The following is a 26,166-nucleotide window of genomic DNA, read 5'->3' as shown; positions in this document are numbered from 1 at the left end:
TTTATCCCTTATCCCTTAGCCCTCAGCCCTTAGCCCTTAGCCCTCAGCCCGGGCCACCGGCCCCCCGGGCCACCCGGACCGCTCCCGCCCCCTCACCCCCGCCCCGCGTACATCCGCGCGATCACGTCCTCGATGTCCGGCTCCCGGACCGACAGGTCCAGCAGCGGGTACCGCGCCGCCACCTCCGCCACCAGGGGCGCCGCCGAGGTCCCCGCCGGGAACGCCAGCCACTGCCGCGGGCCGTCCACCTTCACCACCCGCGCCCCCGGCACGCTGATCTCCGGAAGCTCCCGCTCCAGGTCCACCACCAGCGTCCGCTCGCCGCCGCCCTCCCCCATCGAGTGCAGACCGCCCAGCGCCCCGTCGTACATCAGCCGCCCGTGGTCGATCACCATCACCCGCTCGCACAGCTGCTCGATGTCCTGCAGGTCATGGGTCGTGAGCAGCACGGTCGTGCCGAGCTCCGCGTTCAACTGCCGCAGGAAGCCCCGTACCTTCGCCTTGCTCACCACGTCGAGCCCGATCGTCGGCTCGTCCAGGTACAGCACGTCCGGATCGTGCAGCAGCGCCGCCGCGATGTCCCCGCGCATCCGCTGGCCCAGCGACAGCTGCCGCACCGGTACGTCGAGCAGCTCGGCCAGGTCGAGGCGGTCCACGCAGCGCTCCAGGTTCTCCTTGAACCGCGCCGCCGGGATCCGGTACATCCGCCGCATCAGCCCGTACGAGTCCTTCAGCGGCAGGTCCCACCACAGCGTGGTCCGCTGCCCGAACACCACCCCGATCCGGTGCGCCAGCCGCATCCGCTCCCGCGCCGGGTCGATCCCCGCGACGCGCAGCCGGCCGCCGCTGGGGGTGAGGATGCCGGTCAGCATCTTGATCGTGGTCGACTTCCCGGCGCCGTTGGGCCCGATGTAGCCGACCACCTCCCCCCGCGCCACCTCGAAGCTGATCCCGTCAACCGCCCTGACCTGCCGTTTCTCCCGCCGCATCAGGCCCACCCGGCGCCGTACGTCGAAGACCTTCTCGACCCCGTCCAGCTCGATCAGCACATCCGTGCCCACAGCCGCTCAGCTCCCCGTACTCCGGTACGAACGAAGACCCGCACGCCACACCAGCGACGCGGGTACGAACACCACCACCGCCACCAGCGGGCTCAGGAACGCCACCCACCCCGGCAGCCCCAGCGGATCGGGCCGCCCCAGCACGTACAGGGCGGGCAGCCAGTTCACGAAGGCCAGCGGCACGACGAAGGTGACCCCGCGCAGCAGGTCCTTCCCGAACACCGTCGGCGGGTACTGGAGCATCGTGTTCCCGCCGTACGTGAAGGAGTTCTGCACCTCCGCGGCGTCCCCGGCGACGAACTGGAACGCCGCCCCGGCCACCATCACCGCCCCGAAGATCGCCGCCCCGGCCACGACCATCACCGGCATCAGCCACACCTTCCCGGCCGTCCAGTCCACGTCCAGCTCGGAGACCGCCCAGACCAGCACCGCCAGGCCCTGCGCGATCCGCCCCACCCGCCGCAGCGCGAAGCGGTCCGCCGCGACCTGCGCGAGCACCGGGACCGGGCGCACCAGCATGGTGTCGAGCGAGCCGTCGCGGATCCGGACGCCGATGCGGTCCGTATTGCCGAGGAGCAGGTCCGCGAGGCCCAAGGAGGCCGAGGCGGAGCCGTACAGCAGGGCGATCTCGGGCAGCGCGAAGCCGCCGAGCACGTCCACGTGCGAGAACATGATCCAGATCGCGACGAAGTCGAGGAGCGTGATCGCCGCGTTCCCGAACGTGGAGAGCAGGAAGGACGTCCGGTACGTCATCGTCGACCGGACCCACATCGCCACGATCAGCCCGTAGCCGCGCAGCCCCTCCACGGTCCGGTTCCGCGGCGGTACGTCCGCGAGTTCCCCGGGCCGCCGCGCCGCGGCCACCACCGCCTCAGCCACCCTGGACCACCACCTTCCGCGTCGCCGCCGACTGCAACAGCCGTCCCGTGCCCAGCAGTACGAACGCCCATCCCGCCTGGAAGCCCAGCGCCCGCACCGCGCCCCCGGCGCCAAAGTGCACGCCCATCAGCACGTCCAGCGGCACCTGGATCATCGCCGCCCACGGCAGGACGCGGACGATCTCGCCGAAGCCGCCCGGGAACACCGTCAGCGGCAGCAGCATCCCGGAGCAGAAGATCGTGACGACGACGGCCATCAGGTTGATCCCGGTCCCGTCCATCAGCCAGAACGCGGCCAGCCCCAGCAGGTACCGGATCCCGAAGCTGACGACCAGCGCGAGCAGGACGGACACCAGGAACAGCAGCCAGCGCACCGGATCGACGGGCAGTGCCAGCTCGAACGCCAGCGCCCCCGCGAGCAGCGGCACCACCCCGCGCCCGAGCAACTGGAAGCCCGCGCGCCCCAGATCGGCCGCGAGCCACCACATCTGCAGATCGGCCGGCCGGTACAGGTCGACGGCGATGTCACCCGTACGGATGCGCTCCTGCATCTCTTCCTGGAAGCCGCCGCCGATGAGCGCGCCCGCGGCGAGCAGCGACTGGCTCACCCAGACGAACGTCAGCGCCTGCGCCTGGTCGTAGCCGCCGAGTCCGGGCCGCTCGTCCCACAGCGCGATGTACGTGTACGCGAGGATGAAGCCGAAGACGGTGTTGGTGAACACCCCTGCCGCCGTCGCCGTCCCGTACGTGGCGTAGCGCCTGAACCCGCCGGCCGCGACGGCCGGATAGAGCCACGCTCTGCGAGCCATTGCCTGGCGCACCGTATCCCTCCGTTTTCCCCGGTCGTTCCTACGTCGGCCAAAGCGCGCGAGCTTAGTGCGGAGGGGCGATCCACGCGACCGATTTACGCCCGTCCGAAGCGGAATGAGCGGTCATCAGGTAGACAACACGGAGTACAGATGTGGATATTTCGTACGGCGTCGAGGAGTCCTGGCGATGAGCGACCAGTCACCACCACCGGGCTGGACCCCTCGTGACCCGGACACCCCCGCAGGACCTCCCGCGCAGGAGTCGCAGCAGCCGAGGAAGCCGCAGCGGCCGTCCGGCGAGAAGCAGTCGCGCAGAGCCGCCGAGAAGGCCGAGCGGAAACGGAAGCGGACCGGCTGGCGCCGCCTCGTCCCCACCTGGCGCATGGTCCTCGGCGCCGTCCTGCTGCTCGCCCTGCTGGTCATCGGCGCCCTCATCGCCGGCTACCTGCTGGTCCGCATCCCGCCCGCCAACGCAGCCGCCACCGCTCAGTCCAACCTCTACCTCTACGCCGACGGCTCCCAGCTCGCCCGCGACGGCGAGGTCAACCGCGTCAACGTCCCGCTCTCGCAGATCCCCCGCACGGTCCAGGAGGCCGTACTGGCCGCGGAGGACCGGGACTTCTACTCCGAACGGGCGGTGGACCCCAAGGCGATGATCCGCGCCGCCTGGAACACGGCGACCGGCAAGGGCACCCAGTCCGGCTCGACCATCACCCAGCAGTACGTCAAGAACTACTACCTGGGCCAGGAACAGACGATCACGCGCAAGGTCAAAGAGTTCTTCATCGCGATCAAACTCGGCCGCGAAAAATCGAAGGACTACATCCTCGAGGGCTACCTCAACACCAGCTACTTCGGCCGCAACGCCTACGGCATCCAGGCCGCCGCCCAGGCCTACTACGGCAAGGACGTCGGCAAACTCACCACCGCCGAAGGCGCGTACCTCGCCACGCTCCTCAACTCCCCCAGCGCCTTCGACGTCGTCGCGCACCCCCAGAGCCGCACCCGCGCGCTCGCCCGCTGGAACTACGTACTCGACGGCATGGTCAAAAAGCAGTGGCTGCCCGCGGGCGAGCGGACCGCGACGCAGTTCCCCGAACCCGGCAAGGTCCGCCCCGCCGCCGGCCTCTCCGGACAGCGCGGCTACCTCGTCGAGGCCGTCAAGGACTACATCGTCGAACACAAGATCCTCGACGAGAAGACCCTCGCCGAGGGCGGCTACCGCATCACCACCACCATCGACAAGCGCCGCCAGAACGCCTTCGTCGACGCCGTCGACGAGAAGATGGTCAGCAAACTCGACCCGGAAGCCCGCAAGGCCGACCGCGTCGTACGGGCCGGCGGGGTCTCCATCGACCCGGCGACCGGCAAGGTCGTCGCCATGTACGGCGGCATCGACTACACCAAGCAGTACGTCAACAACGCGACCCGGCACGACTACCAAGTGGCCTCCACCTTCAAGCCGTTCGTGTTCGCCGCCGCTGTCGAGAACGACTCGCGCACCCAGGACGGTCGCCTGATCACCCCCAACACCCTCTACAACGGCGACAACAAGCGCCGCGTCGTCGGCACCCGGACCCCGTACGCCCCCGAGAACGAGGGCCAGTTGTCGTACGGGAACATCCCCGTCACCACCGCCACCGACCTCTCCGTCAACGCCGTGTTCGCCCAGATGGTCGTCGACGTCGGCACCGCCAAGGTCAAGAAGACCGCCATCGACCTCGGCATCCCCGAGAACACACCGAACTTCGTGGCGAGTCCCGCCATGGCCCTCGGCACCATGCAGGCCAGCGTCCTGGACATGACCCAGGCCTACGCGACCCTCGCCGACCACGGCCGCTACACCCCGTACACCCTCGTCGAGAAGGTCACCAAGGGCAGCGACAGCATCCGCCTGCCCGACCGCACCCCGAAGCAGGCCGTCAGCCGCGAAGCCGCCGACACCACCACGTCCATGCTGGTCAGCGTCGTCGACAACGGCACCGGTACGGCCGCCCTCGCCGCCGGACACCCGTCCGCCGGCAAGACGGGCACCGGCGAACTGGACCGCTCCGCCTGGTTCGCGGCGTACACCCCGGACCTGGTCACGGTCGTCTCGATGATGGGCCAGGACCCCGACACCGGCGCCCTGGAATCCCTGTACGGGGCGCTCGACGAGGCCCGGATCGGGGGCGGCGGCTACCCGGCCCGGATCTGGGCGCAGTACACGAAGACCGCCCTGGAGGGCAGCGACCCGCTGGACTTCGACCTCGAACTCCAGCCGGGCGCCGCCCCGTCCCCGCCGCCGTTCATCCCGAGCAGCCCGGAACCGACGCCGGACGAGAGCGCCCCGGAGTCCCCGGCACCGCCGAGCCGGCCGAACCGCCCGAACCGCCCGAACCGGCCGACACCGCCGGACGGCGAACAGGACCAGGGCGGCCGGAACCAGGGGCAGGACACCGAGGGCGGGACCACGGAAGGCGACACGACCGGAGGCCAGAGCAACGAGGGCACCACCACCGGGACGACCACCGGGACCACCGGGACCACCGGCGCCACGACATCGGGCACCACGACCGGCGCCGCCGCCGGCGCCCTGGGCGGCGTCACCGGCGGCCGCCTGCGCAGCCGCCCCCCGTCGGAATACCTGGAATAGCCGCAACAGCCGCAGCAGCCAAAATCCCGGAAGTACCCCGAACGGGGGGCGACGGATCAGTGACCGGAGGTCGCCTTCAGCCCCACCACGGCGACCAGCAGCAGGCAGATGAAGAAGATCCGGGCGGCGGTGACGGGCTCACCCAGCACCGCCATGCCCAGCACCGCGGCACCGGCCGCACCGATGCCCACCCACACGCCGTACGCGGTACCGATCGGCAGGGTCTTGGCGGCGTACGAGAGCAGCACCATGCTGGCGACGATCCCGGCACCTGTGAACACGCTCGGCCACAGCCGGGTGAACCCCTCCGTGAACTTCATGCCGATCGACCAGCCGACTTCGAGCAGGCCGGCGACGAGAAGCAGAACCCAGGCCATGACAGGCACCTCCGGAACGAGAGCGAACGGGGTGCGTCGTCTTGTCGTACAGCCACGGCTACCCGGTACGGCGCGTCTCGTCGGGGGTTCCCCACCACCGTAGCAAAGCGCAGGCAAAAGGGCCGGTGACCCCGGTCACCGGCCCTTCGACGATCGATCCACTACAGGTACAGCCCGGTGGAGTCCTTGGACCCCTCCAGCCTCTCCGCGGCCACGGCGTGCAGATCCCGCTCGCGCATCAGCACGTACGTCGCACCCCGCACCTCGACCTCGGCCCGGTCCTCGGGGTCGTACAGCACCCGGTCCCCCGGCTCCACGCTGCGTACGTTCTGCCCGACCGCGACCACCTCGGCCCAGGCCAGCCGCTTGCCCACGGCAGCGGTCGCCGGAATCAGGATGCCGCCGCCCGAGCGCCGCTCACCCTCCGGCAAGTCGGACTTCACGAGCACACGGTCGTGCAGCATGCGGATGGGCAGCTTGTCGTGGGTGGTGGTGTTGTCGCTCACGCCACGAACCTACCCGTCCGCGCCCGGTCCGTGCGCCGCAGGGTCATCAGCGCTTGCGCCGCGCCGACGCCACGAGCAGGCCGACCACACCGACCGCGACCAGCGCGATGGGCGCGATCCGCTCGAAGCGCGGGGCGCCGTCCTCGTGGCGCAGGCTGTCCCGTACGTCCGTCAGGAGGCGGTTCACGGCGACGACGGCACGCCCGGCGGTGTGGTCCACGGTCGAGGCGACCCTGGCCTTCGCGTCCCCGATGATCGTCTTCGGGTGGAGGCGCACGCCGATCTCGTCGAGCGTCTCGGCGAGCTGCTCGCGGCGGCGGACGATGTCCGCCTCGATCTGTGCGGGGGTCCTGGCTTCGGGCACGGGCACCGCGCTGCCTCCGTCGTCGTCGGGTTCGAATAGGGGGCGTAGCCCACCATGAACAGTCTGTCAGCTTAGTCTCGGACCGTACCGATCCCCTCCCGAGGAGACTGTTGACATGAGCGAGCGACTCCAGCCGGGCGACACCGCCCCCGCCTTCACCCTGCCCGACGCGGACGGCAACGAGGTCTCGCTCGCCGACCACAAGGGCCGCAAGGTGATCGTGTACTTCTACCCCGCGGCGCTGACGCCGGGCTGCACGAAGCAGGCCTGCGATTTCACGGACAACCTGGCGGTGCTGGCCGAGGCCGGCTACGACGTGATCGGGGTGTCCCCGGACAACCCGGAGAAGCTGGCGAAGTTCCGCGAGAAGGAGCACCTGAAGGTCACCCTGGTCGGCGACCCCGAGAAGAAGGTCCTCGAGACCTACGGCGCGTTCGGCGAGAAGAAGCTGTACGGCAAGACGGTGACCGGGGTCATCCGCTCCACGGTGATCGTCGACGAGGAGGGCAAGGTCGAACGCGCCCTCTACAACGTCAAGGCCACGGGCCACGTAGCCAAGATCATCAAGGACCTCGGCATCTGACGACACTCACCCTCCCCGGCAGCGGCCCGCACCCACCCGGTACGGGTCGCTCCGCTTATCGGACGAAACAACCCGTAACTGTCCGACTATCGCCCCGCTACTCCGTACGAGAGCCGCACACGTGGCCGGGAACGGAGGGGGCCGGGATGCCGATCAGCCCGTACACGGAGGAACGCCTGGCGGAGGCGGCGAGGACGTCGCGGACGCTGACGGAAGCGCTGGAAAAACTGGGGGTGGACCCGAAGAGCGGCTCGCGCCGCTACCTCCACGATCGGATGCGGCGACTGGGGGTGGACGTCTCGCACTTCGAGCAGGAGGGCGCGAAGTGGACGAAGGAGGTCCTCCAGGAGGCGGTATCCGCTTCGACGAACATGTGCGAAGTACTGCGGCGCCTGGGGCTGGAGAACGTGGGCGGCCACCACACGCACATCAGCCGCAAGGTGAAAGCCCTGGCGCTAGACACCTCGCACTTCACGACGGCTTCCGGTGCAGGCCGGTACCACCCCCGCAGGACGCCGGAGTCGCTCCTCGCGGAACAGACACCCGAGCGGGCTCGCCGGGTCCCCGGCGAACGGCTCAAGCGGGCCATGGTCGCGCTCGGCGCCGAGGAGCGCTGCGCCGATTGCGGCACCGAGCCCGTCTGGCTGGGCGAGCCGCTCCCACTGGAGGTGGACCACATCAACGGCGACTGGCGCGACAACCGCCCGGAAAACCTGCGCCTCCCGTGCCCCAACTGCCACTCCACGACGGACTCGTACCGAGGGCGCGGGAAGGTCGGCCGATGAGCCGCAGCAATGGCTACACGCGGGACGTGCCGGCCGATGCCGCCGCGCGATGCGGCGGCATCGACGAGGTGATCGCGCACCTCGGCACACCGCCGTACGGGTACCTCGGGCGATACCTGATGAAGCGCTTCGCCCACTTCGGCATAGACGTCTCCCATTTTCGGCCGTCGGGTGGTCGCGACCGCCCTTCCAAGGAGCTGCTCCGACAGGCGATAGCCGAGTCCCTCAGCATCGCCGGAACTCTTCGACGACTTGACTGGCCGGACACCAGCCGACAACGCGCACGCCTGCACGGTTGGGTCATGGACGACGGCCTGGACACGTCGCACTTCCTGGGGCAGGCGCACCAGCGCGGAAAGCCCGGCCCCACACCGGTCAAAACGGCGGAAGCCATTCTCGTCAGGCATGAGGGCAAGCAGCGCACAAAGACGCGACTGCTGCGCCGGGCCCTCCACGAGACCGGCGTCCCTGAGGGGTGCGACCGCTGCGGTACGGCTCCGGAATGGCGGGGGCGCCCCATGACGCTGGAGGTGGACCACATCAACGGCGACTGGAGGGACGACCGTCGCGAGAACCTGCGACTACTCTGCCCCAACTGCCACGCCATCACCACCACATGGTGCCGGGGAGGCCGGCGGCGCAATGATGTCGACCGCCAGACCTCCGCAGTCGTAGACTGAGCGCAGCCAGTCTGACCCAATGTCCGAATTGGTCAGATATTGGCGGCCGTGGTGGAATTGGCCTACACGCAACTTTTAGGTAGTTGTGGGAGAAATCCCTTGAGGGTTCGAGTCCCTCCGGCCGCACCCTGAACGAAGGCCCCGTGCGCGAGTACCGCGTGCGGGGCCTTCGGCGTGTTCGGGGGACGGGCTCAGCCCAGCAGGGCGCGGATGAACGGGACCAGGGCGCGGAAGGCCTTGCCCCGGTGGGAGATGGCGTTCTTCTCCGCCGGGGTGAGTTCCGCGCAGGTGCGGGTGTCGCCCTCGGGCTGGAGGATCGGGTCGTAGCCGAAGCCGCCGGTGCCTGAGGGGGCGTGGCGGAGGGTGCCCAGAAGGCGGCCTTCGACCACGCGTTCGGTGCCGTCCGGGAGGGCCAGGGCCGCCGCGCACGCGAAGTGGGCTCCGCGGTGTTCGTCGGCGATGTCCCCGAGCTGGGCCAGCAGCAGGTCCAGGTTCGCCTTGTCGTCGCCGTGCGCGCCCGCCCACCGCGCCGAGAAGATGCCGGGGGCGCCGTTCAGGACGTCCACGCAGAGGCCGGAGTCGTCGGCGATCGCGGGCAGGCCGGTGGCCTGGGCCAGGGCGTGGGCCTTGAGGAGGGCGTTCTCCGCGAAGGTGACGCCCGTTTCCTTGACGTCCGGGATCTGCGGGTACGCGTCCGCGCCGACCAGCTCGTGCGGCAGGCCGGCGTCGGACAGGATGGCGTGGAGCTCGGCGATTTTGCCCGCGTTGCGGGTGGCGAGGATCAGGCGGCTGGTCATGCCGCCCATTATCCGGCCCCCTTCGAGCGGGGGTGGCGGCTCAGCCCGGGGTGCAGACCTTCGACAGTTCCTTCGCCGCGTCGGCGACCGGCTGGATGTCCGGGGTGGCGTTGCCGTTCTCGATGGCCGTGCGGACGTTCTTCACCGCCGTGGTCATGGAGGAGACGGCCTTGCTCAGGTCGGCGTTGTCCGTCTGGTCGCCGACCTTCTTGAGGTTCGTCTCGATCTGGTTCAGCGCGTTCTGGGCGTCCTGCGGGCTGTTGCCGGCCTGGGAGACCGCCTGCTGGAGGTCGTTCGCGCCGTCCGTGATGGCCACCGCCGTGTTCGCGCAGTCCATGGCCGTCGAGATCGCGTCACAGGACGTCAGCGCCGGGACGGCGAGAGCCGCGGCGAGCACGACCGCCGCTATGCGGTGCTTCGGGTTCATGGTTCGGGTCTCCCGGGGATCGACACGGATGCGAGGACGGGCGCACGGCTTTGACACCGTGCGCCCGTAACCAGGGGGACGCAGCAGCGGCCCCTGTGGTTCTGTCTAGAGCTGGAGCGCGCCGAGCTGGATGGCCTCGAGGTCGGCGCAGCCGCCGGCGGCCAGGTCCAGGAGGGCGTTGAGCTCCTTGCGGTCGAAGGGCTCGCCTTCGGCGGTGCCCTGGACCTCGACGAAGCGGCCGTCTCCGGTGCAGACCACGTTCATGTCGGTCTCGGCGCGCACGTCCTCCTCGTAGCAGAGGTCGAGCAGCGGCTCTCCGTCGACGATGCCGACGCTGACGGCGGCGACGGTGCCGGTGAGCGGCTTGCGGCCGGCCTTGATCAGCTTCTTCTGCTGGCCCCACGCGACGGCGTCGGCCAGCGCCACGTAGGCGCCGGTGATGGCGGCGGTGCGGGTGCCGCCGTCGGCCTGGAGGACGTCGCAGTCCAGGACGATGGTGTTCTCGCCGAGCGCCTTGTAGTCGATGACGGCGCGCAGGGAGCGGCCGATGAGGCGGGAGATCTCGTGCGTGCGGCCGCCGATCTTGCCGCGTACGGATTCGCGGTCGCCGCGGGTGTTGGTGGAGCGGGGCAGCATCGAGTACTCGGAGGTGACCCAGCCCTCGCCGCTGCCCTTGCGCCAGCGGGGGACGCCTTCGGTGAAGGAGGCGGTGCAGAAGACCTTGGTGTCGCCGAAGGAGATGAGGACGGAGCCCTCGGCGTGCTTGCTCCATCCTCGTTCGATGGTGACCGGGCGGAGCTGTTCGGGCGTGCGGCCGTCGATGCGAGACATGCGTCCGAGCCTAGTCGGTACGCGGATACGCGAAGACCCCGTCCGGGTACGTGCGGGACGGGGCCTCGTGGAGGGGTGTGCGAGCGGGAACTCGGCTCACACCGTGCTCATACCGTGCTCACATCATGTCTTCGATGTCGGCGGCGATCGGGTCGGCGTCGGTGCCGATGACGACCTGGATCGCGGTGCCCATCTTCACGACGCCGTGGGCGCCGGCGGCCTTCAGGGCGGCCTCGTCGACCTTGCTGGGGTCGATGACCTCGGTGCGCAGGCGGGTGATGCAGCCCTCGACCTCTTCGATGTTGTCGATGCCGCCGAGCCCGGCGACGATCTTCTCAGCCTTGGTGGCCATGTGTTTCTCCCTGAGTTCTACGAAGAACGAGTCTCGGCGGCCCTGTTCCAGCCAGCGCGGTCCGCTTTGTCACGGTAGCCCACTGTTGGCCCAGCTACGCGAGCGCGGGTCCCGCTTCTGTCGAATGATGACGATCAGCAGCAACCTGCCCTCCGGGCGGGTGAATGCGACCGCATCATAAGTGGTCTACACCAGTGTGCCGCACCGGACGCACGTGCCCAAACGGGCCTGCCAGGGAGGACGCCGATGAGCGCGAGCAGCGCCGCAGCAGCACCGCAGCCGAAGTGGTGGAGCGGCTTGTACCCCGGGCTGCAGAAGATGGGGCGGAGCCTCCAGCTGCCGATCGCGGTGCTGCCCGCGGCCGGGCTCCTCAACGGGCTGGGGCAGCCCGGCGTCTTGGGCGAGGACGGCCTGAACTGGACGATCGTGGCCAAGGTGATGGTGGCCGCGGGCGGCGCCCTGCTGAACGCGGACATCGGGCTGCCGCTGCTCTTCTGCATCGGTGTCGCGATCGGCATGGCCAAGAAGGCGGACGGTTCGACGGCCCTCGCGGCGGTGGCGGGCTTCCTCGTCTACCGGGGCGTGCTGCACGCCTTCCCCAACATCTGCCCGGTCGGCACCACGGACATCGGCGGCGGCTGTCTGGGACCGAACAACACCTTCGTGGAGTTCACGTACCAGAACCCCGGCGTGTTCGGCGGCATCATCATGGGCCTGCTGGCCGCCTGGTTCTGGCAGCGCTTCCACCGGGTGAAGCTGGTCGACTGGCTGGGCTTCTTCAACGGCCGCCGGCTGGTGCCGATCATCATGTCGTTCGTGGCGATCGGGTTCGCCGCGCTCTGCCTGTGGATCTGGCCGCCGGTCGGCAGCGCGCTGGAGAGCTTCTCCGACTGGCTGGTGGGGCTGAGCTCCTGGGGCGCCGGCATCTTCGGTGTGGCCAACCGCGCGCTGCTGGTGATCGGCTTGCACCAGTTCCTGAACGTGCCGGTGTGGTTCCAGTTCGGCAGCTACACCAAGCCGGACGGGACGACGGTGCACGGTGACATCAACATGTTCCTGGCGGGCGACCCGAACGCCGGGCAGTTCCTGACCGGCTTCTTTCCGATCATGATGTTCGCGCTCCCGGCGGCGGCGCTGGCGATCACCCATTGCGCGAAGCCGCAGCGGCGCAAGGAGGTCGCCGGCCTGATGCTGTCGGTCGGCCTGACCTCGTTCGTCACGGGCATCACGGAGCCGATCGAGTACTCGTTCCTCTTCGTCGCGCCGGTGCTGTACGCGATCCATGCGGTGCTGACGGGCGTGTCGATGGCGGTGACGTGGGCGCTGGGCGTCCACGACGGGTTCAGCTTCTCGGCGGGCCTGATCGACTACCTCATCAACTTCGGCCTGGCGACGAAGCCCTTGCTAATCATTCCGATCGGCCTGTGCTTCGCGGTGGTGTACTACGCCGTATTCCGCTTCGCGATCACGAAGTTCGACATCCCGACCCCGGGCCGGGAATCGGACGAGGAGATCGCCGCGATGGAGGCGGACAACACCAAGGCGTAGGGCACGAAGGGGTAACGAACCCCGCGCCGCGCAAGGCCCTCGGATCCACGGATCCGGGGGCCTTCCGCTTGTCCCGGACTCCCGGTCGCCCCCGTGGGTCAAGTGTGGCGTAGACCACAGGAAATCGAAGGTTCCTTATCTATCCCCGACCATGCTACAACTGGTCTACACCACGGATTGGTGTAGACCACGCAGGCCCGGTTCGGAGCTCGCGTACCCCCATTTTGAGACGCCGCCATCCCCCGTTTGTACTCCCTGGGCGGCGCCTTGCCTTCTGGAGGAACCTCATGTCCACAGCCACCGCTGCGGAAAAGAAGAAGGGCGCGGGCGTGATGGCCGTCATGCAGCGCATCGGCCGGAGCCTCATGCTCCCCGTTGCGGTGCTCCCGGCCGCCGCGTTGCTCGTCCGCCTCGGCGACAAGGACATGCTCGGCGACCCCTCGCTCCCGGGCTTCCTCACCAAGATCGCCGGTTACATGTCGGCCGGCGGCGGCGCGATCCTCGCCAACATGGCCCTGCTGTTCGCCGTCGGCATCGCGATCGGCTTCGCCAAGAAGTCCGACGGCTCGACCGCACTCGCCGCGGTGACCGGCTACCTGGTCTTCTCCAAGGTCCTGGGCACCTTCACGGACCCGAACCTGCCGCAGGTCGAGACGGTCGTCGACCACAAGGTCGCCCTCGTGGACGCCCCCGTCGACGCGAAGGTGCTCGGCGGTGTCGTGATGGGCATCGTCGTCGCGCTGCTCTACCAGAAGTTCTACCGGACGAAGCTGCCCGAGTGGGCGGGCTTCTTCGGCGGCCGCCGCCTGGTACCGATCCTCTCCGCCTTCGCCGGACTCGTCATCGGCATCGTCTTCGGCCTGATCTGGCCGGTCCTCGGCACGGGTCTGCACAGCTTCGGTGAGTGGCTGGTCGGCTCCGGCGCGGTCGGCGCGGGCATCTTCGGTGTCGCCAACCGTGCGCTGATCCCGGTCGGCATGCACCACCTGCTGAACTCCTTCCCGTGGTTCCAGGCCGGCGACTACCAGGGCAAGAGCGGCGACATCTCCCGCTTCCTGGCCGGCGACCCGAGCGCCGGCCAGTTCATGACCGGCTTCTTCCCGATCATGATGTTCGCCCTCCCGGCGGCCTGCCTCGCGATCGTCCACTGTGCCCGCCCCGAGCGCCGCAAGGTCGTCGGCGGCATGATGTTCTCCCTCGCGCTGACCTCTTTCGTCACCGGTGTCACCGAGCCGATCGAGTTCACGTTCATGTTCATCGCCCCGGTCCTGTACGCGATCCACGCGGTGCTGACCGGTGTCTCCATGGCGCTGACCTGGGGGCTCGGCATGAAGGACGGCTTCGGCTTCTCCGCCGGCGCCATCGACTACCTGCTGAACCTGGGCAAGGCCACCAACCCCCTGGGCCTGGCGGTCGTCGGCCTGTGCTTCGCGGTGGTCTACTACGTGGTCTTCCGCTTCGCGATCACGAGGTTCAACCTCCCGACGCCGGGCCGCGAGTCCGACGAGGAGCTCGCGGAGCTGCTCAAGGCCGAGGCCAAGTAGGCAGACCGGCCGTACGTACGACGAAGCCCCCGCTCTCCCGGAAGGGAGGACGGGGGCTTCGTCGTACGGCGGTACGGCGGTACGGCGGTACGGCGGTACGGCGGTACGGCGGTGCTCAGACCTCGTAGACGGCGCCCGCGTACGCGAGGTCGACCGGGCCGTCGTGGACCGCGCGGGCGTCGGCGAGGTTCTGGCGGGCGTCCGTCCACGGCGGGATGTGCGTCAGGACGAGCCGGCCGACCTTGCCGCCGCGCGCGAACTCCCCGGCCTCGCGGCCGTTGAGGTGGAGGCCCGGGATGTCCTCCTTGCCGTGCGTGAAGGAGGCCTCGCACAGGAACAGGTCCGCGCCCTCGGCGAGCATCCCCAGCTCGGGGCAGGCGCCCGTGTCGCCCGAGTACGCGAGGGAGCGGCCGCCGTGCTCGACGCGGATGCCGTAGGCCTCGACGGGGTGGGCGACCCGCTCGGTGCGGACGGTGAAAGGTCCGATCTCGAAGCTGCCGGACTTCAGGGTCCGGAAGTCGAAGACCTCGCTCATGGAGCGCTCGTCGGGGACGTCCTCGTAAGCGGTCGTCAGGCGCTTCTCGGTGCCTTCGGGGCCGTAGACGGGGATGGTGCCGCAGCGGCCGCCCTCGTGCCGGTAGTAGCGGGCGACGAAGTAGGCGCACATGTCGATGCAGTGGTCGGCGTGCAGATGGCTCAGGAAGATCGCGTCGAGGTCGTAGAGACCGACGTGGCGCTGCAGCTCGCCCAGGGCGCCGTTGCCCATGTCGAGGAGCAGCCGGAAGCCGTCGGCCTCGACGAGGTAGCTCGAACAGGCCGATTCCGCGGACGGGAACGACCCCGAGCAGCCGACGACGGTGAGCTTCATGGAGCGAGAACCTCCGGGGACGGTCCGTGGACGGAATGCGGGCCGTGCGTGGGTCGAGCGTAAGGCGCGAAACGTCAGGTCGCTCCTCCGCGGCAGGCCGTTGTGGGGGGAATCACCTGTGCTGTCACCCGGGGGAGCGACGGTGGGCACGGGCGTGCCGGTACCTGCCGTGCTGAGGGGTCCGGGCGCGGCTACCTTCGGAATATGGACACGTCCTGGTGGCCCGCGGCGGCCGCGGTGGTGGCCGTGGTGCTGGTGGTGCTGGTCGCGGGGCGTCGGCCGGGGATGCCCCGGCGGGCCCCGCCGCCGCACGGGCCGGGTGCGCCGCCGCGGCCGCGGGCGGGTGAGCTGTGGTGTCTGGCGGACGGGCGGCTGTGCCTGGTGCTGGCGGTGTCGTCCGTACGGGCCCACCGGGCGCGGGTCGCGTGGATCACCGGGAAGTACGACGACCGGCGGGCCGGGGTGATCCCGCTGCCGCCGGGGACGGTGGGTGCGCAGGGCCGGGCGAGCTTCCTGGAGGCGGACCGGCCGGCGGAGGTGTGGGTGTGGGAGTTCCGGAGCCGGCTGGGGGTGCTGGACCCTGCGGTGTGGGACGAGGTCAAGGGGCTCGGAGGTGGCGGCTGATGGGGCGGGTGCGGCGGGTGGTGCGAGTGCGGCGGGTGTACGACCCTCCGGCGCCGGAGGAGGACGGCGTACGGGTCCTCGTGGACCGGCTGTGGCCGCGGGGCCTGGCGAAGGCGGTGGCGGGCGTGGACGAATGGCCCAAGGCGGTGACGCCGTCCGGGGAACTGCGCAAGTGGTACCACGGGGGCGGGGGCACGGCGCAGGAGTTCCGGGCCCGCTACGAGGCGGAGCTGGCGGCGCCGGAGGCGGTGGCGGAGCTGGACCGACTGCGCGCGCTGGCCGCGGATGGCCCGATCACCCTCCTGACGGCGGTCAAGGACCCCGCGTCGAGCCACGCCGCCATCCTGTCGGACCTCTTGTCCGGCTGATTCCCGGCACAGGTATCCCGGCCGGGCCGTCCGGACCCCCTTGCGTGTGAGGCGCGGGGGCCGGCCCCGAACCCCGCGCCTCACACACCGGCGGGGCCGGGTTCCACGAGGCGGGGGATCCCGGGGCCGGGGCCCCTTGCGTGTGAGGCGCGGGGGCCGGCCCGGCGGTGCGAGGGGGGCCTGCAGGACCAGGGGCTACGCCCAGAGCTGGCCCTGGAGGGTTTCGATCGCTTCCTCCGTCGTGGCGGCGGTGTAGACGCCCGTCGAGAGGTACTTCCAGCCGCCGTCGGCCACGACGAAGACGATGTCCGCCGTCTCGCCGGCGTCCACCGCCTTGCGGGCCACGCCGATCGCCGCGTGCAGGGCGGCTCCCGTGGAGACGCCCGCGAAGATGCCCTCCTGCTGGAGGAGTTCCCGGGTGCGGGTCACCGCGTCCGCCGAGCCCACCGAGAAGCGGGTCGTCAGGACCGAGGCGTCGTACAGCTCCGGGACGAAGCCCTCGTCCAGGTTGCGCAGGCCGTACACGAGGTCGTCGTACCGCGGCTCCGCCGCGACGATCCGTACGCCGGGCACGTGCTCGCGCAGGTAGCGGCCTACGCCCATCAGGGTGCCCGTCGTGCCCAGGCCCGCCACGAAGTGGGTGATCGAGGGGAGGTCCCGCAGGATCTCGGGGCCGGTCGTCGCGTAGTGGGCGCCCGCGTTGTCCGGGTTCCCGTACTGGTAGAGCATCACCCAGTCGGGGTGCTCCGCGGCCAGCTCCTTGGCCACCCGGACCGCGGTGTTCGATCCGCCCGCCGCCGGCGACGAGATGATCTCGGCTCCCCACATGGCCAGGAGGTCACGCCGCTCCTGCGAGGTGTTCTCCGGCATGACGCACACGATCCGGTAGCCCTTGAGCTTGGCCGCCATCGCGAGCGAGATGCCGGTGTTGCCCGAGGTGGGCTCCAGGATCGTGCAGCCGGGGGTCAGCCGGCCGTCCTTCTCGGCCTGCTCGACCATGTGGAGCGCGGGGCGGTCCTTGATCGAGCCGGTCGGGTTCCGGTCCTCCAGCTTGGCCCAGATGCGGACGTCGTCCGAGGGCGACAGGCGGGGCAGCCGGACCAGCGGCGTGTTGCCGACGGCGGCCAGCGGGGAGTCGTAGCGCATCAGACGGAGCCGCCGGCGACCGCCGGGAGGATGGTGACGGAGTCGCCGTCCTTGAGGGCGGTGGAGATGCCGTCGAGGAAGCGGACGTCCTCGTCGTTGAGGTAGACGTTCACGAAGCGGCGCAGCTTGCCGCCGTCGACGATGCGCTCCTCGATGCCCTTGTGGCGCGTCTCGAGGTCCGCGAAGAGCTCGGACAGCGTGGTGCCCTCACCGTTGACGGCCTTCTCGCCGTCGGTGTAGGTGCGGAGGATGGTCGGGATGCGGACCTCGATGGCCATGGCAGGCTCCAGTTGTGAAGTAAAGCGGGAGGGGCTAAGGGCGCGCGGCGCATGGCCCCCGCGCGAGGGCCTGTGGTGCTCAGGCGGCAGGACAGATGCTGCTGGCGAGGCGGCACAGGTCGACGTGCAGCCGCGCCACAAGCAGCAGCCTGCTGGGCGTCTCGATGCTCACGTCGTGGGGAACCATGCGGTCATGTTAACGATTCCCGGTCCCCCGTTTGGAGTGTGATCCCGCATCGTGGACGCAAACCGCTCACATCGTGGTCAGTAGGCCTCTACGACCTGCACTTCCTCCTCCGTGATGACCCCTTCGACGATCCGGTACGAGCGGAACTGGAACTCCCCGAGGCCGTCGGTGTCCCGCGTGGAGACCAGGACGTAGTGGGCGCCCGGCTCGTTCGCGTACGTGATGTCCGTACGGGAGGGGTAGGCCTCGGTCGCGGTGTGCGAGTGGTAGACGATCACGGGCTCCTCGTCCCGGTCGTCGAGCTCGCGGTACAGCTTCAGCAGATCCTTCGAGTCGAACTCGTAGAACGTGGGCGAGCGGGCCGCATTGAGCATCGGGACGAACCGCTCGGGGCGGTCGGTGCCCGCCGGTCCGGCCACGACACCGCACGCCTCGTCCGGGTGGTCCTTGCGGGCGTGCTCGACGATCTGGTCGTACAGCGCCTGGGTGAGGGTCAGCATGAGCGACAGGATAAGCAGACGGGCCCTCCCGTACCGAGGCGTGGTACGGGAGGGCCCGGATGCTGGACAGGATCGGTCAGGCGACCGGCTCCGAGGCCCTGTCGGCCTTGTTGAAGGCGGCTCCGGCCGGGTTGCGCTTCTTGAGCACCAGGTAGGAGACGCCCAGGATCAGGCCCCACAGCGGCGCGCAGTACAGCGAGACGCGGGAGTCCTTGTCGATGCCCATCATCACGATGACCATGCCGATGAACAGCAGGGCGAACCAGCTGCTCCACGGGGCGCCGGGCGCCCGGAACGGGGACTGCGGCAGCTCGCCGCGGTCGGCCTTGGCGCGGTAGCGGATCTGGCAGACGAGGATCATGATCCAGGCCCACATGCCGGAGATGGTGGCGAAGGAGACGACGTAGTCGAAGGCCTTGCCCGGGGCGACGTAGTTGATCCAGACGCCCACCAGCATCAGCGCGGCGGAGAAGGTGGTGCCCACGAGCGGGGTGCCGCTCCTGGTGAGCTTGGTGAAGAACTTCGGGCCCTGGCCGTTGAGGGCGAGGTCGCGCAGCATGCGGCCGGTGGAGTACATGCCCGAGTTGCAGGAGGACAGCGCGGCGGTCAGGACGACGAAGTTGACGATCGCGGCGCCGACGCCGAGGCCCATCTTCTCGAAGGCCAGCACGAACGGGCTCTCGCCCGCCTTGAAGTTGGACCACGGGATGACCGACATGATCATGATGAGGGCGCCGACGTAGAAGACGGCGATGCGCCACGGCACGGTGTTGATGGCCTTGGGCAGGGTCTTCTCGGGGTCCTTGGACTCGCCGGCGGTGACGCCGACCAGCTCGACCGCGAGGAAGGCGAACATGACGATCTGCAGCGTCATCAGCGTCTCGCCGATGCCGTTGGGGAAGAAGCCGCGGTCGCTCCACAGGTTGGAGACGGAGGCGGTCGCGGCCGCGTCGGAGAAGCCGACGGTGAGGATGCCGGCGCAGATCAGGATCATGCCGACGATGGCGGTGACCTTGACCATCGAGAACCAGAACTCGAGCTCGCCGAAGAGCTTCACCGAGATCAGGTTGGCGGCGTAGAGGATGACCGTGAAGATCAGCGCGTAGGCCCACTGCGGGAAGCTGTCGTGGGTCCAGTACGACATGTACTTGGCCGCCGCGGTCACCTCGGTGATACCGGTGACCACCCAGAAGAGCCAGTACGTCCAGCCGGTCGCGTACCCCCAGAAGGGGCCGAGGAACTCTCGGGCGTAGTCCGAGAAGGAGCCCGAGACCGGGCGGTACATCAGCAGCTCGCCCAGGGCGCGCATGATGAAGAAGATGACCAGGCCCGCGATGGCGTAGGCCAGGATCAGGCTCGGGCCGGCCTTCGAGATGGCCTTGCCGGCGCCCAGGAAGAGGCCGGTGCCGATGGCTCCGCCGATCGCGATCATCTGGATCTGGCGGGCTCCGAGTGCGCGGTGGTAACCCTCGCCGCCCTCGGCCGCGGCGTCCTCGCCGGGCGTCCTGTCGTGCTGCTCGACCTGCACAGAGGTCATGTCTTGGTGCGCCTTTCTCCACGCCGACCCGCGCCTTCGAAGGCAGCGGATCGGGTCCTCGATCCCCCCGGATACGGATGGAGTTGCACCCGGCGGTCAGCCGGTTCAAGCGGCCGGGGGACATGGGTGGCGCCCCGTCGGCGGTCGTGAAGATTTATCACGGGCTTACGGGTGGCCGCGGCGCGGAAAAGTGACCTGAGGCACATCGAATTCAGGACAAAGATCCAAAAAAGAATCAGATCACCGCATCGCGGTGATCTGATCGTTATCCGGATTTGAGCGTCCGCTGAGCGAACACTGCGCGAACAGTGTTCGCATTTGAGGCTTTCCTGAGGGTTCCGAGGGTTCTCAGAGGGTTTCGATGAGCGTTTCCTGGAGGCCGCCGAGCCACAGGTAGGCCATCACCATCGGCTTGCGGGGGTCGTCGTCCGGCAGCCGGAAGAGCATCGCGCCCTCGTCGTCCTCGGTGATGTCCAGGCGGGCCGCGATGGTCAGGCGCAGGTCGTTGAGCGCCCCCAGCCAGCGCAGCGGGAGCTCCCCGGTGAGCTCGAGCACGGCCGCCCCGTCACCGCCGGGGGTGAGCGCGTCCAGGCTGCGCACGACGGCCAGCGCGTCCTCCCGCTTGCGGCTGCGCAGGTCGTTCTCGGTGAACCGGCGGAATTCCGCCGACCGGGCGGCGAGCTCCTCCGGGTCCACCTTCCGGTCCTCGGGGCCGGGGCCGCCGTAGGCGTCGGGGAAGAGCCGGATCAGGGCGGGGTCGGAGGGGCGCTCGGTGGGCCCCTCGTTGCCTTCGGCGAACAGCACGGCCAGCGGGTCGGCGTCCTCGTCGGGCTCGGGCGCGCCCGGACCGATGAGCTCCAGCAGCTGGACGGCGAGGGAGCGCAGGATGGAGATCTCGATCTCGTCCAGCGCGACGGTGGCGCCGCCGCCCTCGAGGGCTTCGAACATCCCTGCGGACCGCCCCATCAGATGCGGTCCTGGGAGAGGGTCGCCCACAGGCCGTAGCCGTGCATGGCCTGCACGTCGCGCTCCATTTCCTCGCGGGTGCCGCTGGACACGATCGCCCGCCCCTTGTGGTGGACGTCGAGCATCAGCTTGTGCGCCTTGTCCTTGGAATAGCCGAAGTACGCCTGGAACACGTACGTCACGTAGCTCATGAGGTTGACCGGGTCGTTGTGCACCAGGGTCACCCAGGGAACGTCGGGTTCGGGGACCGCGAAGGTCTCTTCGGCCGACTCGGTGCGTTCGATCTCAATGGGAGCAACACTCACTTGTCCCATGCTGCCACTGCGACCGGCCGGTCGCACAAACGGGTCCCGAGATCTCGTCACTTTGACGAAATGTGCGCTAGCATCCGTGACATGAACCCTGCGGACCTGGGCCTGCCGGTGGACGTGCCGTCGACAGCGCTCTTCACGGATCATTACGAGCTCACGATGCTGCAGGCCGCCCTGGCGAACGGCACCGCCGACCGCCGGTCGGTCTTCGAGGTCTTCACCCGGCGGCTGCCCGAGGGGCGGCGCTACGGGGTGGTGGCCGGCACCGGCCGCGTCCTGGACGCGGTGGAGAACTTCCGGTTCGACAGCGCGGTGCTGGAGTTCCTGCGCGAGCGGGCCGTCGTCGACATGCGGACCCTGGACTGGCTGTCCTCGTACCGCTTCTCGGGAGACATCTGGGGCTACCCGGAGGGCGAGGTCTACTTCCCCGGGTCGCCGGTCCTGCGCGTCGAGGGCAGCTTCGCCGAGTGCGTGCTGCTGGAGACGGTCATCCTGTCGATCCTCAACCACGACTCGGCCATCGCGGCCGCGGCCTCGCGGATGGCCTCGGCGGCCGGCGACCGGCCGCTGATCGAGATGGGCGCGCGGCGCACCCACGAGCTGGCGGCGGTGGCGGCCTCGCGCGCCGCGTACGTCGGCGGCTTCACCTCCACCTCGGACCTGGCGGCCGGCTTCCGGTACGGGATCCCGACGGTCGGGACCTCGGCGCACGCCTTCACGCTGGTGCACGACACCGAGCGGGACGCCTTCCAGGCCCAGGTGGCCTCGCTGGGCAGCGGGACGACCCTGCTGGTGGACACGTACGACGTGGCGGAGGCCGTGCGGACGGCCGTCGAGGTCGCCGGTACGGGGCTGGGGGCGGTCCGGATCGACTCCGGCGACCTGCTGCTGGTCGCGCACCGGGTGCGGCAGCAGCTGGACGAGCTGGGGGCGACGGCGACGAAGATCGTGGTCACCTCCGACCTCGACGAGTACGCCATCGCCTCGCTGGCGGCGGCCCCGGTGGACGCGTACGGGGTCGGCACGCAGCTGGTGACGGGCAGCGGGCACCCGACGTGCTCGATGGTCTACAAGCTGGTGGCGCGGGCCGCGTCGGCGGACCCCAAGGCTCCGCTGGTGCCGGTGGCGAAGAAGTCCACGGGCGGGAAGACCTCGATCGGCGGCCGCAAGTGGGCTGCGCGGCGGGCGGACGCGGAGGGGGTCGCGGAGGCGGAGGTCGTCGGGACCGGGCAGGTGCCGACGGCGCTGGCGGACACGCAGCTGCTGGTCCAGCTGGTCAAGGGCGGTGAGGTGGTGGCGCGGGAGTCCCTGGAGGCCGTGCGCGAGCGGCACCGCGAGGCCCTCGCGAGCCTCCCGCTCTCCGCGACGCAGCTGTCGCGGGGCGAGGCCGTGATCCCCACCGAGTACGCGTAGCGGCCCGCCCGGGGACCGGGGGCGGCGCCCCCGGTTTCGGGGAGGGGCGGGGCGGGGGAAGAGCCCGCGCAGCGGCACATACGACAACCGAAGGACACGCGACATGCACCGCGCACTGATCGTCGTCGACGTACAGAACGACTTCTGCGAAGGCGGCAGCCTCGCGGTCACCGGAGGGGCCGACGTCGCCGCCGCGATCACCGAGCTGATCGGCCAGGCCACGGCCGGCTACCGGCACGTCGTCGCCACCCGCGACCACCACGTCGACCCCGGTCCGCACTTCGCGCACCCCCCGGCCGAGCCGGACTTCGAGACCTCCTGGCCGGTGCACTGCGTCGCCGGCACCGAGGGCGTCGGGTTCCACCCGAACTTCGCGCCCGCGGTCGCCTCCGGGGCCGTCGCCGCCGTCTTCGACAAGGGGGCGCACGAGGCCGCGTACAGCGGGTTCGAGGGCGCCGACGAGAACGGCACCCCGCTCGCCCGGTGGCTGCGCGACCGCCAGGTCACCGAAGTCGACGTCGTCGGGATCGCCACCGACCACTGCGTGCGCGCCACGGCCCTCGACGCCGCCCGCGAGGGCTTCGCCACCCGCGTGCTGCTGGACCTGACGGCCGCCGTGGCCCCCCACACCGCCGCGCGGGCGGTCGAGGAGCTCCGGACGGCCGGGGTCGGGCTCGTCGGCGAGAGCCCCCGCCAGAGCCCGTGACGGCCTAGCCGCCCAGCAGGGCGCGGATCGGGTGCCAGAGCTCCTGGGCCCGGTCCGGGGCTCCGCGCCACAGCAGCCCGTCCGGGTGGTGCAGGACGGCCGTGACCTCGTCGGGGGTCGGCGGCTGCGCGTTGCCGCGCAGGTACACGGCCCGCATCCCGAGGTTCCGCAGCCTGGTCAGGGCGCGGGCCCGGTTCGCGGCGTGTACCAGCACACGGACGTTTCCGCCCTCGCCGCACGGCCTCGGCAGCGTGAGCGCGACCACCACGCTGCCGCCCGGCAATCTGACGAAACCTCCACCTGGCATGATCTTCAGCTCCCCCGTCAATAAGAAAACTCGCACCCGCATCTAAACGCGATCGGCCGCCGCCCGCTAGAGGGCGACGGCCGATCATGCTTTGACCTGCAGGTTTACCGAATTACTTGGCGGCGGGGCCGACCTCGACCGTCATCTGGAGACCGTCGTACGGCTCCTTCACGATCTTGATCTTGGTGTTGGTGTCAGCGACCTTCACCGAACCGGTCGGGTTCTCGTCGTAGTAGTACTTGCCCTTGTGGTCGTCGAAGACCAGGTTCGTGGGCTTCGGCTTCAGGAACAGCGACTCACCGTTCTTGTGCAGGGTGAACGCGTCCGTCGAGTACGCGCTGAACGTCGCGTCGTACGGCTGGATCTTGTTGCGCAGCAGGGTGCCGTCCGCCCACTTCATCGGCTTGGCGTTGGCGTCGATCGGGAGGATCAGACCCGAGCCCGGGTGCTGGCTGGTGTTGTTGTCCTTCTGGGACTTGTCCCACAGCCAGATCAGCAGGCCGTCCTGGTACGGGTAGTGCTCGACCCAGCCCGGCTTGGAGTTGGCCCAGCCGAAGTTGTACGGGCCCACCTTGAGGGTGGAGTCGTACGAGACGTAGCGCCGGTTCTCCGCGATGTAGTACTGCGGGTACTCCTTGGTGAACCCGGAACCGACGCGGGAGAAGCCCTTGCCGGTCCAGCCGTTGTCGCCGTTCTCGGCGCCGTCGGTGAACAGGGTCTGGCCGTCCGCGGTGATCGCGAGGGCGTCGGCGGTGAAGCCCTTGCCGCCCGCGCCGCCGTCCGTCTGGTAGCGGAAGCGGAGGTCGATCTTCTTGCCGGCGTAGGCGTCGAGCGGGAACTTCAGGTCCTGCCAGCCGCCCGAGACGTCGGTCAGACCGGCGTTGCCCGCGGCGTCGGCCGGGATGGCCTTGCCATTGGCGGTGCCGTTCAGGACGGTCCAGGTGGCGCCCCCGTCGGTGGACACCTCGGTGTAGAGGTAGTCGTAGTCCTTCTCGATGTCCCACCAGCCCTTGAGGCCCAGTGCGGCGGAGGACTTGCCGGTCAGGTCGACCGAGCGGGTGAGGGTGTTCTTGAGGTCGTCACCCATGTTGCTCCACCACTGCGAGGAGCCCTCGGCGGGAGCGACGATGTCGGTCTTGACCTGCTTCTTCGGCAGCTCGACGACCAGCGCCTGCTTGTCCTTGGTGTTGAACTCCGAAACACCCAGCTTGTGGGTGGACTTCGTCGCGGCCTTGGCCGTGTCGTAGTTCAGCCAGCCCAGCTGGAGCTTGTCCCAGGCGGTCATGTCGCCCGGCATGTCGCCTATGGAGTCCTTGCCCTCGCCGAGCCAGGAGCCGGCGGACATCAGGGACCAGAAGCCGACCGAGTTCTCGCCGCCACCGGAGGTGTCGTAGAGGTCCGGCAGACCGAGGTCGTGGCCGTACTCGTGCGCGAAGACGCCGAGGCCGCCGTTCTCCGGCTGCATCGTGTAGTCGCCGACCCAGATGCCGGTGTCGCCGATCTGGGTGCCGCCGGCCTTGTTGCCGGCCGGGCCGGTCTTGCCCGCGTCGGTGCCGTAGGCGTACCAGCGGTGCGCCCACAGCGCGTTGGTGCCCTGGACACCGCCGCCGGCCGACTCGTCCTCGCCCGCGTGGACGATCTGGAAGTGGTCGATGTAGCCGTCGGGCTCGTTGAAGTTGCCGTCGCCGTCGAAGTCGTTGCGGTCCCACTGGTCGTACTGCGCCAGCGTGGCCTTGATCTCGGCGTCGGTCTTGCCGGCCTTCTTCTGGCCGGCGACCCACGCGTTGACACCGTCACGGACGGTGTCCCACACGTTGGCGCAGTTGGTCTGACCGCAGTAGTTCGAGCCGTAACGGGCCTCGTTGTTCGGGATCTTGACCCAGTCGGCGACCTGGCCGTCGACCGAGTAGCGACCCGAGGAGGTCTTCTCGTAGTAGGTCTTCAGCGAGTCCTTGCCCTGACCGGTACCGAAGTACAGGTCCTGGAAGTAGTCGCGGCTGAAGTCCTTGCGCCAGGCCGTGCTGTTGTTGTTGGCACGGTCGGGCTGCGCGATGGTGTTGTGCAGCGGACCGGGGGTGCCGCCGTACTTCGGGACGGCCGGCTTCGGGCCGTCCGGACCGTCCGGGTCGAACATGGTCGTGCTGTCGACCTGGTCGCCGAACTCGACGAGGATCGTGAAGATCTTGTCGGTCTTCTCGCGGCCGAGCTCGACGTACTTCTTGTCGTCGAGCTTGACGACCTTGGAGGCGCCCCGCTGCTCGACGGTCTTCTTGCCCGACAGCACCTGGTCAAGGGCGGCTTCGCGGGCCTGGGCCTGCTGGTCGCTGAACGGGCCCTTCAGGTTGTGCTGGACCTGCTCCTTCGCGGGGGCGGCCGGGTCCTGGCGCTCCACGGTGGCCGCGGTCGACGGCTTGTCGGAGGCCTGGGCAGTGACGAGGAAGGCGCCGGAAGCCGCAGTCGCGGCCAGGGTCACACCGACGGCTGCGGCACGCAGCGCTCGTCGACGGCTGGAATTGCTGGTCACTTGATGTCGTTCCCCTCCCGCGGCCGCGACACAGGTCGGAACGTCTCCAAAGGAGTGGGGGGTTCCGCGCGGCGCGCGTCTCAAGTGACGACATTTGACCGGAGAGTCTAAAGAAAAGACAGACCTTGACTTCTTCCTTACAACTGCACTATGCGGTCAGGGAGTTCCGGTATCCGGACGTTCCTCTGCCATATAGGACGAAGGGCGCGTCCTGACCACACTGTGGGACGGGTGGGTGAACCCGTGCGCCCCCC

At 69.5% G+C, this 26,166-nt stretch carries 30 protein-coding genes, 1 tRNA gene and 1 riboswitch; of the genes, 11 read left to right on the top strand and 20 right to left on the bottom strand.

The annotated features are described in order from the left end of the window. Window positions 1-92: 92 nt before the first annotated feature. The 3 genes from OG299_RS24735 to OG299_RS24725 are packed head-to-tail and all read right to left on the bottom strand — an operon-like array spanning window position 93 to window position 2,748. A complete protein-coding gene (locus tag OG299_RS24735) occupies window positions 93-1,061 on the bottom strand; it encodes an ABC transporter ATP-binding protein (protein ID WP_266628954.1) in 969 nt (322 codons plus the stop codon). A 6-nt stretch (window positions 1,062-1,067) separates the two neighbouring features. Then, entirely contained in the window at window positions 1,068-1,940 is an 873-nt protein-coding gene (locus OG299_RS24730; RefSeq protein WP_266628952.1) for an ABC transporter permease, read from the bottom strand. Next, window positions 1,933-2,748 carry an ABC transporter permease gene (locus OG299_RS24725; protein ID WP_266628950.1) on the bottom strand — a complete coding sequence of 272 codons (816 nt, stop codon included), beginning with the start codon at window positions 2,746-2,748 and terminating at the stop codon, window positions 1,933-1,935. The genes OG299_RS24730 and OG299_RS24725 overlap by 8 nt, the downstream gene beginning before the upstream one ends. Window positions 2,749-2,935: 187 nt before the next feature. Between OG299_RS24725 and OG299_RS24720 the strand changes: the two genes are divergently transcribed. After that, window positions 2,936-5,383, top strand: a complete 2,448-nt coding sequence (locus OG299_RS24720; protein ID WP_327362647.1) for a transglycosylase domain-containing protein — start codon at window positions 2,936-2,938, stop codon at window positions 5,381-5,383. A 56-nt stretch (window positions 5,384-5,439) separates the two neighbouring features. On the opposite strand, the gene OG299_RS24715 is transcribed toward OG299_RS24720, so the two are convergent. From OG299_RS24715 to OG299_RS24705, 3 genes are all read right to left on the bottom strand, one after another. Further along, window positions 5,440-5,760 carry a DMT family transporter gene (locus OG299_RS24715; RefSeq protein WP_030158619.1) on the bottom strand — a complete coding sequence of 107 codons (321 nt, stop codon included), beginning with the start codon at window positions 5,758-5,760 and terminating at the stop codon, window positions 5,440-5,442. 30 nt (window positions 5,761-5,790) lie between these two features. Next, a riboswitch (guanidine-III (ykkC-III) riboswitch) is annotated at window positions 5,791-5,869 on the bottom strand. A 52-nt stretch (window positions 5,870-5,921) separates the two neighbouring features. Then, window positions 5,922-6,266: a GroES family chaperonin gene (locus OG299_RS24710; RefSeq protein ID WP_327362646.1), complete on the bottom strand. Its 345-nt coding sequence runs from the start codon at window positions 6,264-6,266 to the stop codon at window positions 5,922-5,924. 46 nt (window positions 6,267-6,312) lie between these two features. Beyond that, a complete protein-coding gene (locus OG299_RS24705; protein ID WP_327364590.1) occupies window positions 6,313-6,630 on the bottom strand; it encodes a DUF3618 domain-containing protein in 318 nt (105 codons plus the stop codon). 115 nt (window positions 6,631-6,745) lie between these two features. Here OG299_RS24705 and bcp point away from each other — a divergent pair, with 115 nt between their 5' ends. The 4 genes from bcp to OG299_RS24685 all read left to right on the top strand — a co-directional run bounded on the left by bcp (window position 6,746) and on the right by OG299_RS24685 (window position 8,804). After that, window positions 6,746-7,213: a thioredoxin-dependent thiol peroxidase gene (gene bcp, locus OG299_RS24700; protein WP_327362645.1), complete on the top strand. Its 468-nt coding sequence runs from the start codon at window positions 6,746-6,748 to the stop codon at window positions 7,211-7,213. 146 nt (window positions 7,214-7,359) lie between these two features. After that, entirely contained in the window at window positions 7,360-7,998 is a 639-nt protein-coding gene (locus tag OG299_RS24695; RefSeq protein ID WP_327362644.1) for an HNH endonuclease, read from the top strand. Then, entirely contained in the window at window positions 7,995-8,678 is a 684-nt protein-coding gene (locus OG299_RS24690) for an HNH endonuclease (protein WP_327362643.1), read from the top strand. The genes OG299_RS24695 and OG299_RS24690 overlap by 4 nt, the downstream gene beginning before the upstream one ends. A 42-nt stretch (window positions 8,679-8,720) precedes the next feature. Then, a tRNA-Leu gene (locus tag OG299_RS24685) sits at window positions 8,721-8,804 on the top strand. Window positions 8,805-8,869: 65 nt separating this feature from the next. On the opposite strand, the gene rdgB is transcribed toward OG299_RS24685, so the two are convergent. The 4 genes from rdgB to OG299_RS24665 all read right to left on the bottom strand — a co-directional run bounded on the left by rdgB (window position 8,870) and on the right by OG299_RS24665 (window position 11,136). Further along, window positions 8,870-9,475 (bottom strand): RdgB/HAM1 family non-canonical purine NTP pyrophosphatase, encoded by a 606-nt coding sequence (rdgB, locus tag OG299_RS24680; RefSeq protein WP_327362642.1) that lies wholly within the window; start codon window positions 9,473-9,475, stop codon window positions 8,870-8,872. 40 nt (window positions 9,476-9,515) lie between these two features. Next, entirely contained in the window at window positions 9,516-9,902 is a 387-nt protein-coding gene (locus OG299_RS24675; RefSeq protein ID WP_266628939.1) for a hypothetical protein, read from the bottom strand. 105 nt (window positions 9,903-10,007) lie between these two features. Then, the gene (gene rph, locus OG299_RS24670) at window positions 10,008-10,733 is read right to left on the bottom strand and encodes a ribonuclease PH (RefSeq protein ID WP_030158627.1); all 726 of its coding nucleotides are present in this window, start codon (window positions 10,731-10,733) and stop codon (window positions 10,008-10,010) included. Window positions 10,734-10,851: 118 nt separating this feature from the next. Next, window positions 10,852-11,136: a PTS sugar transporter subunit IIB gene (locus OG299_RS24665; protein ID WP_078987119.1), complete on the bottom strand. Its 285-nt coding sequence runs from the start codon at window positions 11,134-11,136 to the stop codon at window positions 10,852-10,854. Between the two features lie 195 nt (window positions 11,137-11,331). On the opposite strand from OG299_RS24665, the gene OG299_RS24660 reads away from it, so the two are divergent. Both OG299_RS24660 and OG299_RS24655 read left to right on the top strand, forming a co-directional pair. Then, on the top strand, window positions 11,332-12,633 hold the full coding sequence (locus tag OG299_RS24660) for a PTS transporter subunit EIIC (RefSeq protein WP_266628936.1): 1,302 nt from the start codon (window positions 11,332-11,334) through the stop codon (window positions 12,631-12,633). Window positions 12,634-12,920: 287 nt separating this feature from the next. Next, window positions 12,921-14,177 (top strand): PTS transporter subunit EIIC, encoded by a 1,257-nt coding sequence (locus OG299_RS24655; RefSeq protein ID WP_327362641.1) that lies wholly within the window; start codon window positions 12,921-12,923, stop codon window positions 14,175-14,177. A gap of 115 nt (window positions 14,178-14,292) precedes the next feature. On the opposite strand, the gene OG299_RS24650 is transcribed toward OG299_RS24655, so the two are convergent. Further along, complete coding sequence (locus tag OG299_RS24650) at window positions 14,293-15,045, bottom strand: MBL fold metallo-hydrolase (protein WP_266628932.1); 753 nt, start codon at window positions 15,043-15,045, stop codon at window positions 14,293-14,295. Window positions 15,046-15,249: 204 nt separating this feature from the next. Here OG299_RS24650 and OG299_RS24645 point away from each other — a divergent pair, with 204 nt between their 5' ends. Together OG299_RS24645 and OG299_RS24640 are read left to right on the top strand one after the other, a co-directional pair. Then, window positions 15,250-15,669: a hypothetical protein gene (locus OG299_RS24645; protein WP_266628930.1), complete on the top strand. Its 420-nt coding sequence runs from the start codon at window positions 15,250-15,252 to the stop codon at window positions 15,667-15,669. Beyond that, entirely contained in the window at window positions 15,669-16,037 is a 369-nt protein-coding gene (locus OG299_RS24640; protein WP_266628928.1) for a DUF488 domain-containing protein, read from the top strand. The genes OG299_RS24645 and OG299_RS24640 overlap by 1 nt, the downstream gene beginning before the upstream one ends. 195 nt (window positions 16,038-16,232) lie before the next feature. Here the strand turns inward: OG299_RS24640 and OG299_RS24635 are convergent, their stop codons facing one another. The 7 genes from OG299_RS24635 to clpS all read right to left on the bottom strand — a co-directional run bounded on the left by OG299_RS24635 (window position 16,233) and on the right by clpS (window position 20,965). Continuing rightward, a complete protein-coding gene (locus OG299_RS24635; protein ID WP_266628926.1) occupies window positions 16,233-17,183 on the bottom strand; it encodes a PLP-dependent cysteine synthase family protein in 951 nt (316 codons plus the stop codon). After that, window positions 17,183-17,461 carry a MoaD/ThiS family protein gene (locus OG299_RS24630; RefSeq protein WP_266628924.1) on the bottom strand — a complete coding sequence of 93 codons (279 nt, stop codon included), beginning with the start codon at window positions 17,459-17,461 and terminating at the stop codon, window positions 17,183-17,185. Before OG299_RS24630 ends, OG299_RS24635 begins: the two co-directional genes overlap by 1 nt. Before the next feature lie 79 nt (window positions 17,462-17,540). Then, a complete protein-coding gene (locus OG299_RS24625) occupies window positions 17,541-17,648 on the bottom strand; it encodes a putative leader peptide (RefSeq protein WP_311318620.1) in 108 nt (35 codons plus the stop codon). 77 nt (window positions 17,649-17,725) lie between these two features. Further along, window positions 17,726-18,148, bottom strand: a complete 423-nt coding sequence (locus OG299_RS24620; protein WP_266628922.1) for a M67 family metallopeptidase — start codon at window positions 18,146-18,148, stop codon at window positions 17,726-17,728. Between the two features lie 76 nt (window positions 18,149-18,224). Beyond that, a complete protein-coding gene (locus OG299_RS24615) occupies window positions 18,225-19,685 on the bottom strand; it encodes an amino acid permease (RefSeq protein ID WP_266628920.1) in 1,461 nt (486 codons plus the stop codon). A 348-nt stretch (window positions 19,686-20,033) separates the two neighbouring features. Next, the gene (locus OG299_RS24610; RefSeq protein ID WP_266628918.1) at window positions 20,034-20,651 is read right to left on the bottom strand and encodes a DUF2017 domain-containing protein; all 618 of its coding nucleotides are present in this window, start codon (window positions 20,649-20,651) and stop codon (window positions 20,034-20,036) included. Next, complete coding sequence (gene clpS / locus OG299_RS24605; protein ID WP_030866534.1) at window positions 20,651-20,965, bottom strand: ATP-dependent Clp protease adapter ClpS; 315 nt, start codon at window positions 20,963-20,965, stop codon at window positions 20,651-20,653. Before clpS ends, OG299_RS24610 begins: the two co-directional genes overlap by 1 nt. Window positions 20,966-21,046: 81 nt before the next feature. Between clpS and OG299_RS24600 the strand changes: the two genes are divergently transcribed. Both OG299_RS24600 and OG299_RS24595 read left to right on the top strand, forming a co-directional pair. Then, complete coding sequence (locus tag OG299_RS24600; protein ID WP_266628916.1) at window positions 21,047-22,375, top strand: nicotinate phosphoribosyltransferase; 1,329 nt, start codon at window positions 21,047-21,049, stop codon at window positions 22,373-22,375. 103 nt (window positions 22,376-22,478) lie between these two features. Further along, a complete protein-coding gene (locus tag OG299_RS24595; protein ID WP_266628914.1) occupies window positions 22,479-23,081 on the top strand; it encodes an isochorismatase family protein in 603 nt (200 codons plus the stop codon). A gap of 4 nt (window positions 23,082-23,085) precedes the next feature. Here the strand turns inward: OG299_RS24595 and OG299_RS24590 are convergent, their stop codons facing one another. After that, complete coding sequence (locus OG299_RS24590) at window positions 23,086-23,388, bottom strand: hypothetical protein (RefSeq protein WP_266628912.1); 303 nt, start codon at window positions 23,386-23,388, stop codon at window positions 23,086-23,088. 112 nt (window positions 23,389-23,500) lie between these two features. After that, entirely contained in the window at window positions 23,501-25,912 is a 2,412-nt protein-coding gene (locus OG299_RS24585; protein ID WP_266628910.1) for an immune inhibitor A domain-containing protein, read from the bottom strand. Between the last annotated feature and the right edge of the window lie 254 nt (window positions 25,913-26,166).

It is taken from the genome of Streptomyces sp. NBC_01296 (assembly GCF_035984415.1).
In the GTDB taxonomy this organism is placed as follows: Bacteria; Actinomycetota; Actinomycetes; order Streptomycetales; family Streptomycetaceae; genus Streptomyces.
This window is presented reverse-complemented; position numbering and strand designations above follow the sequence as displayed.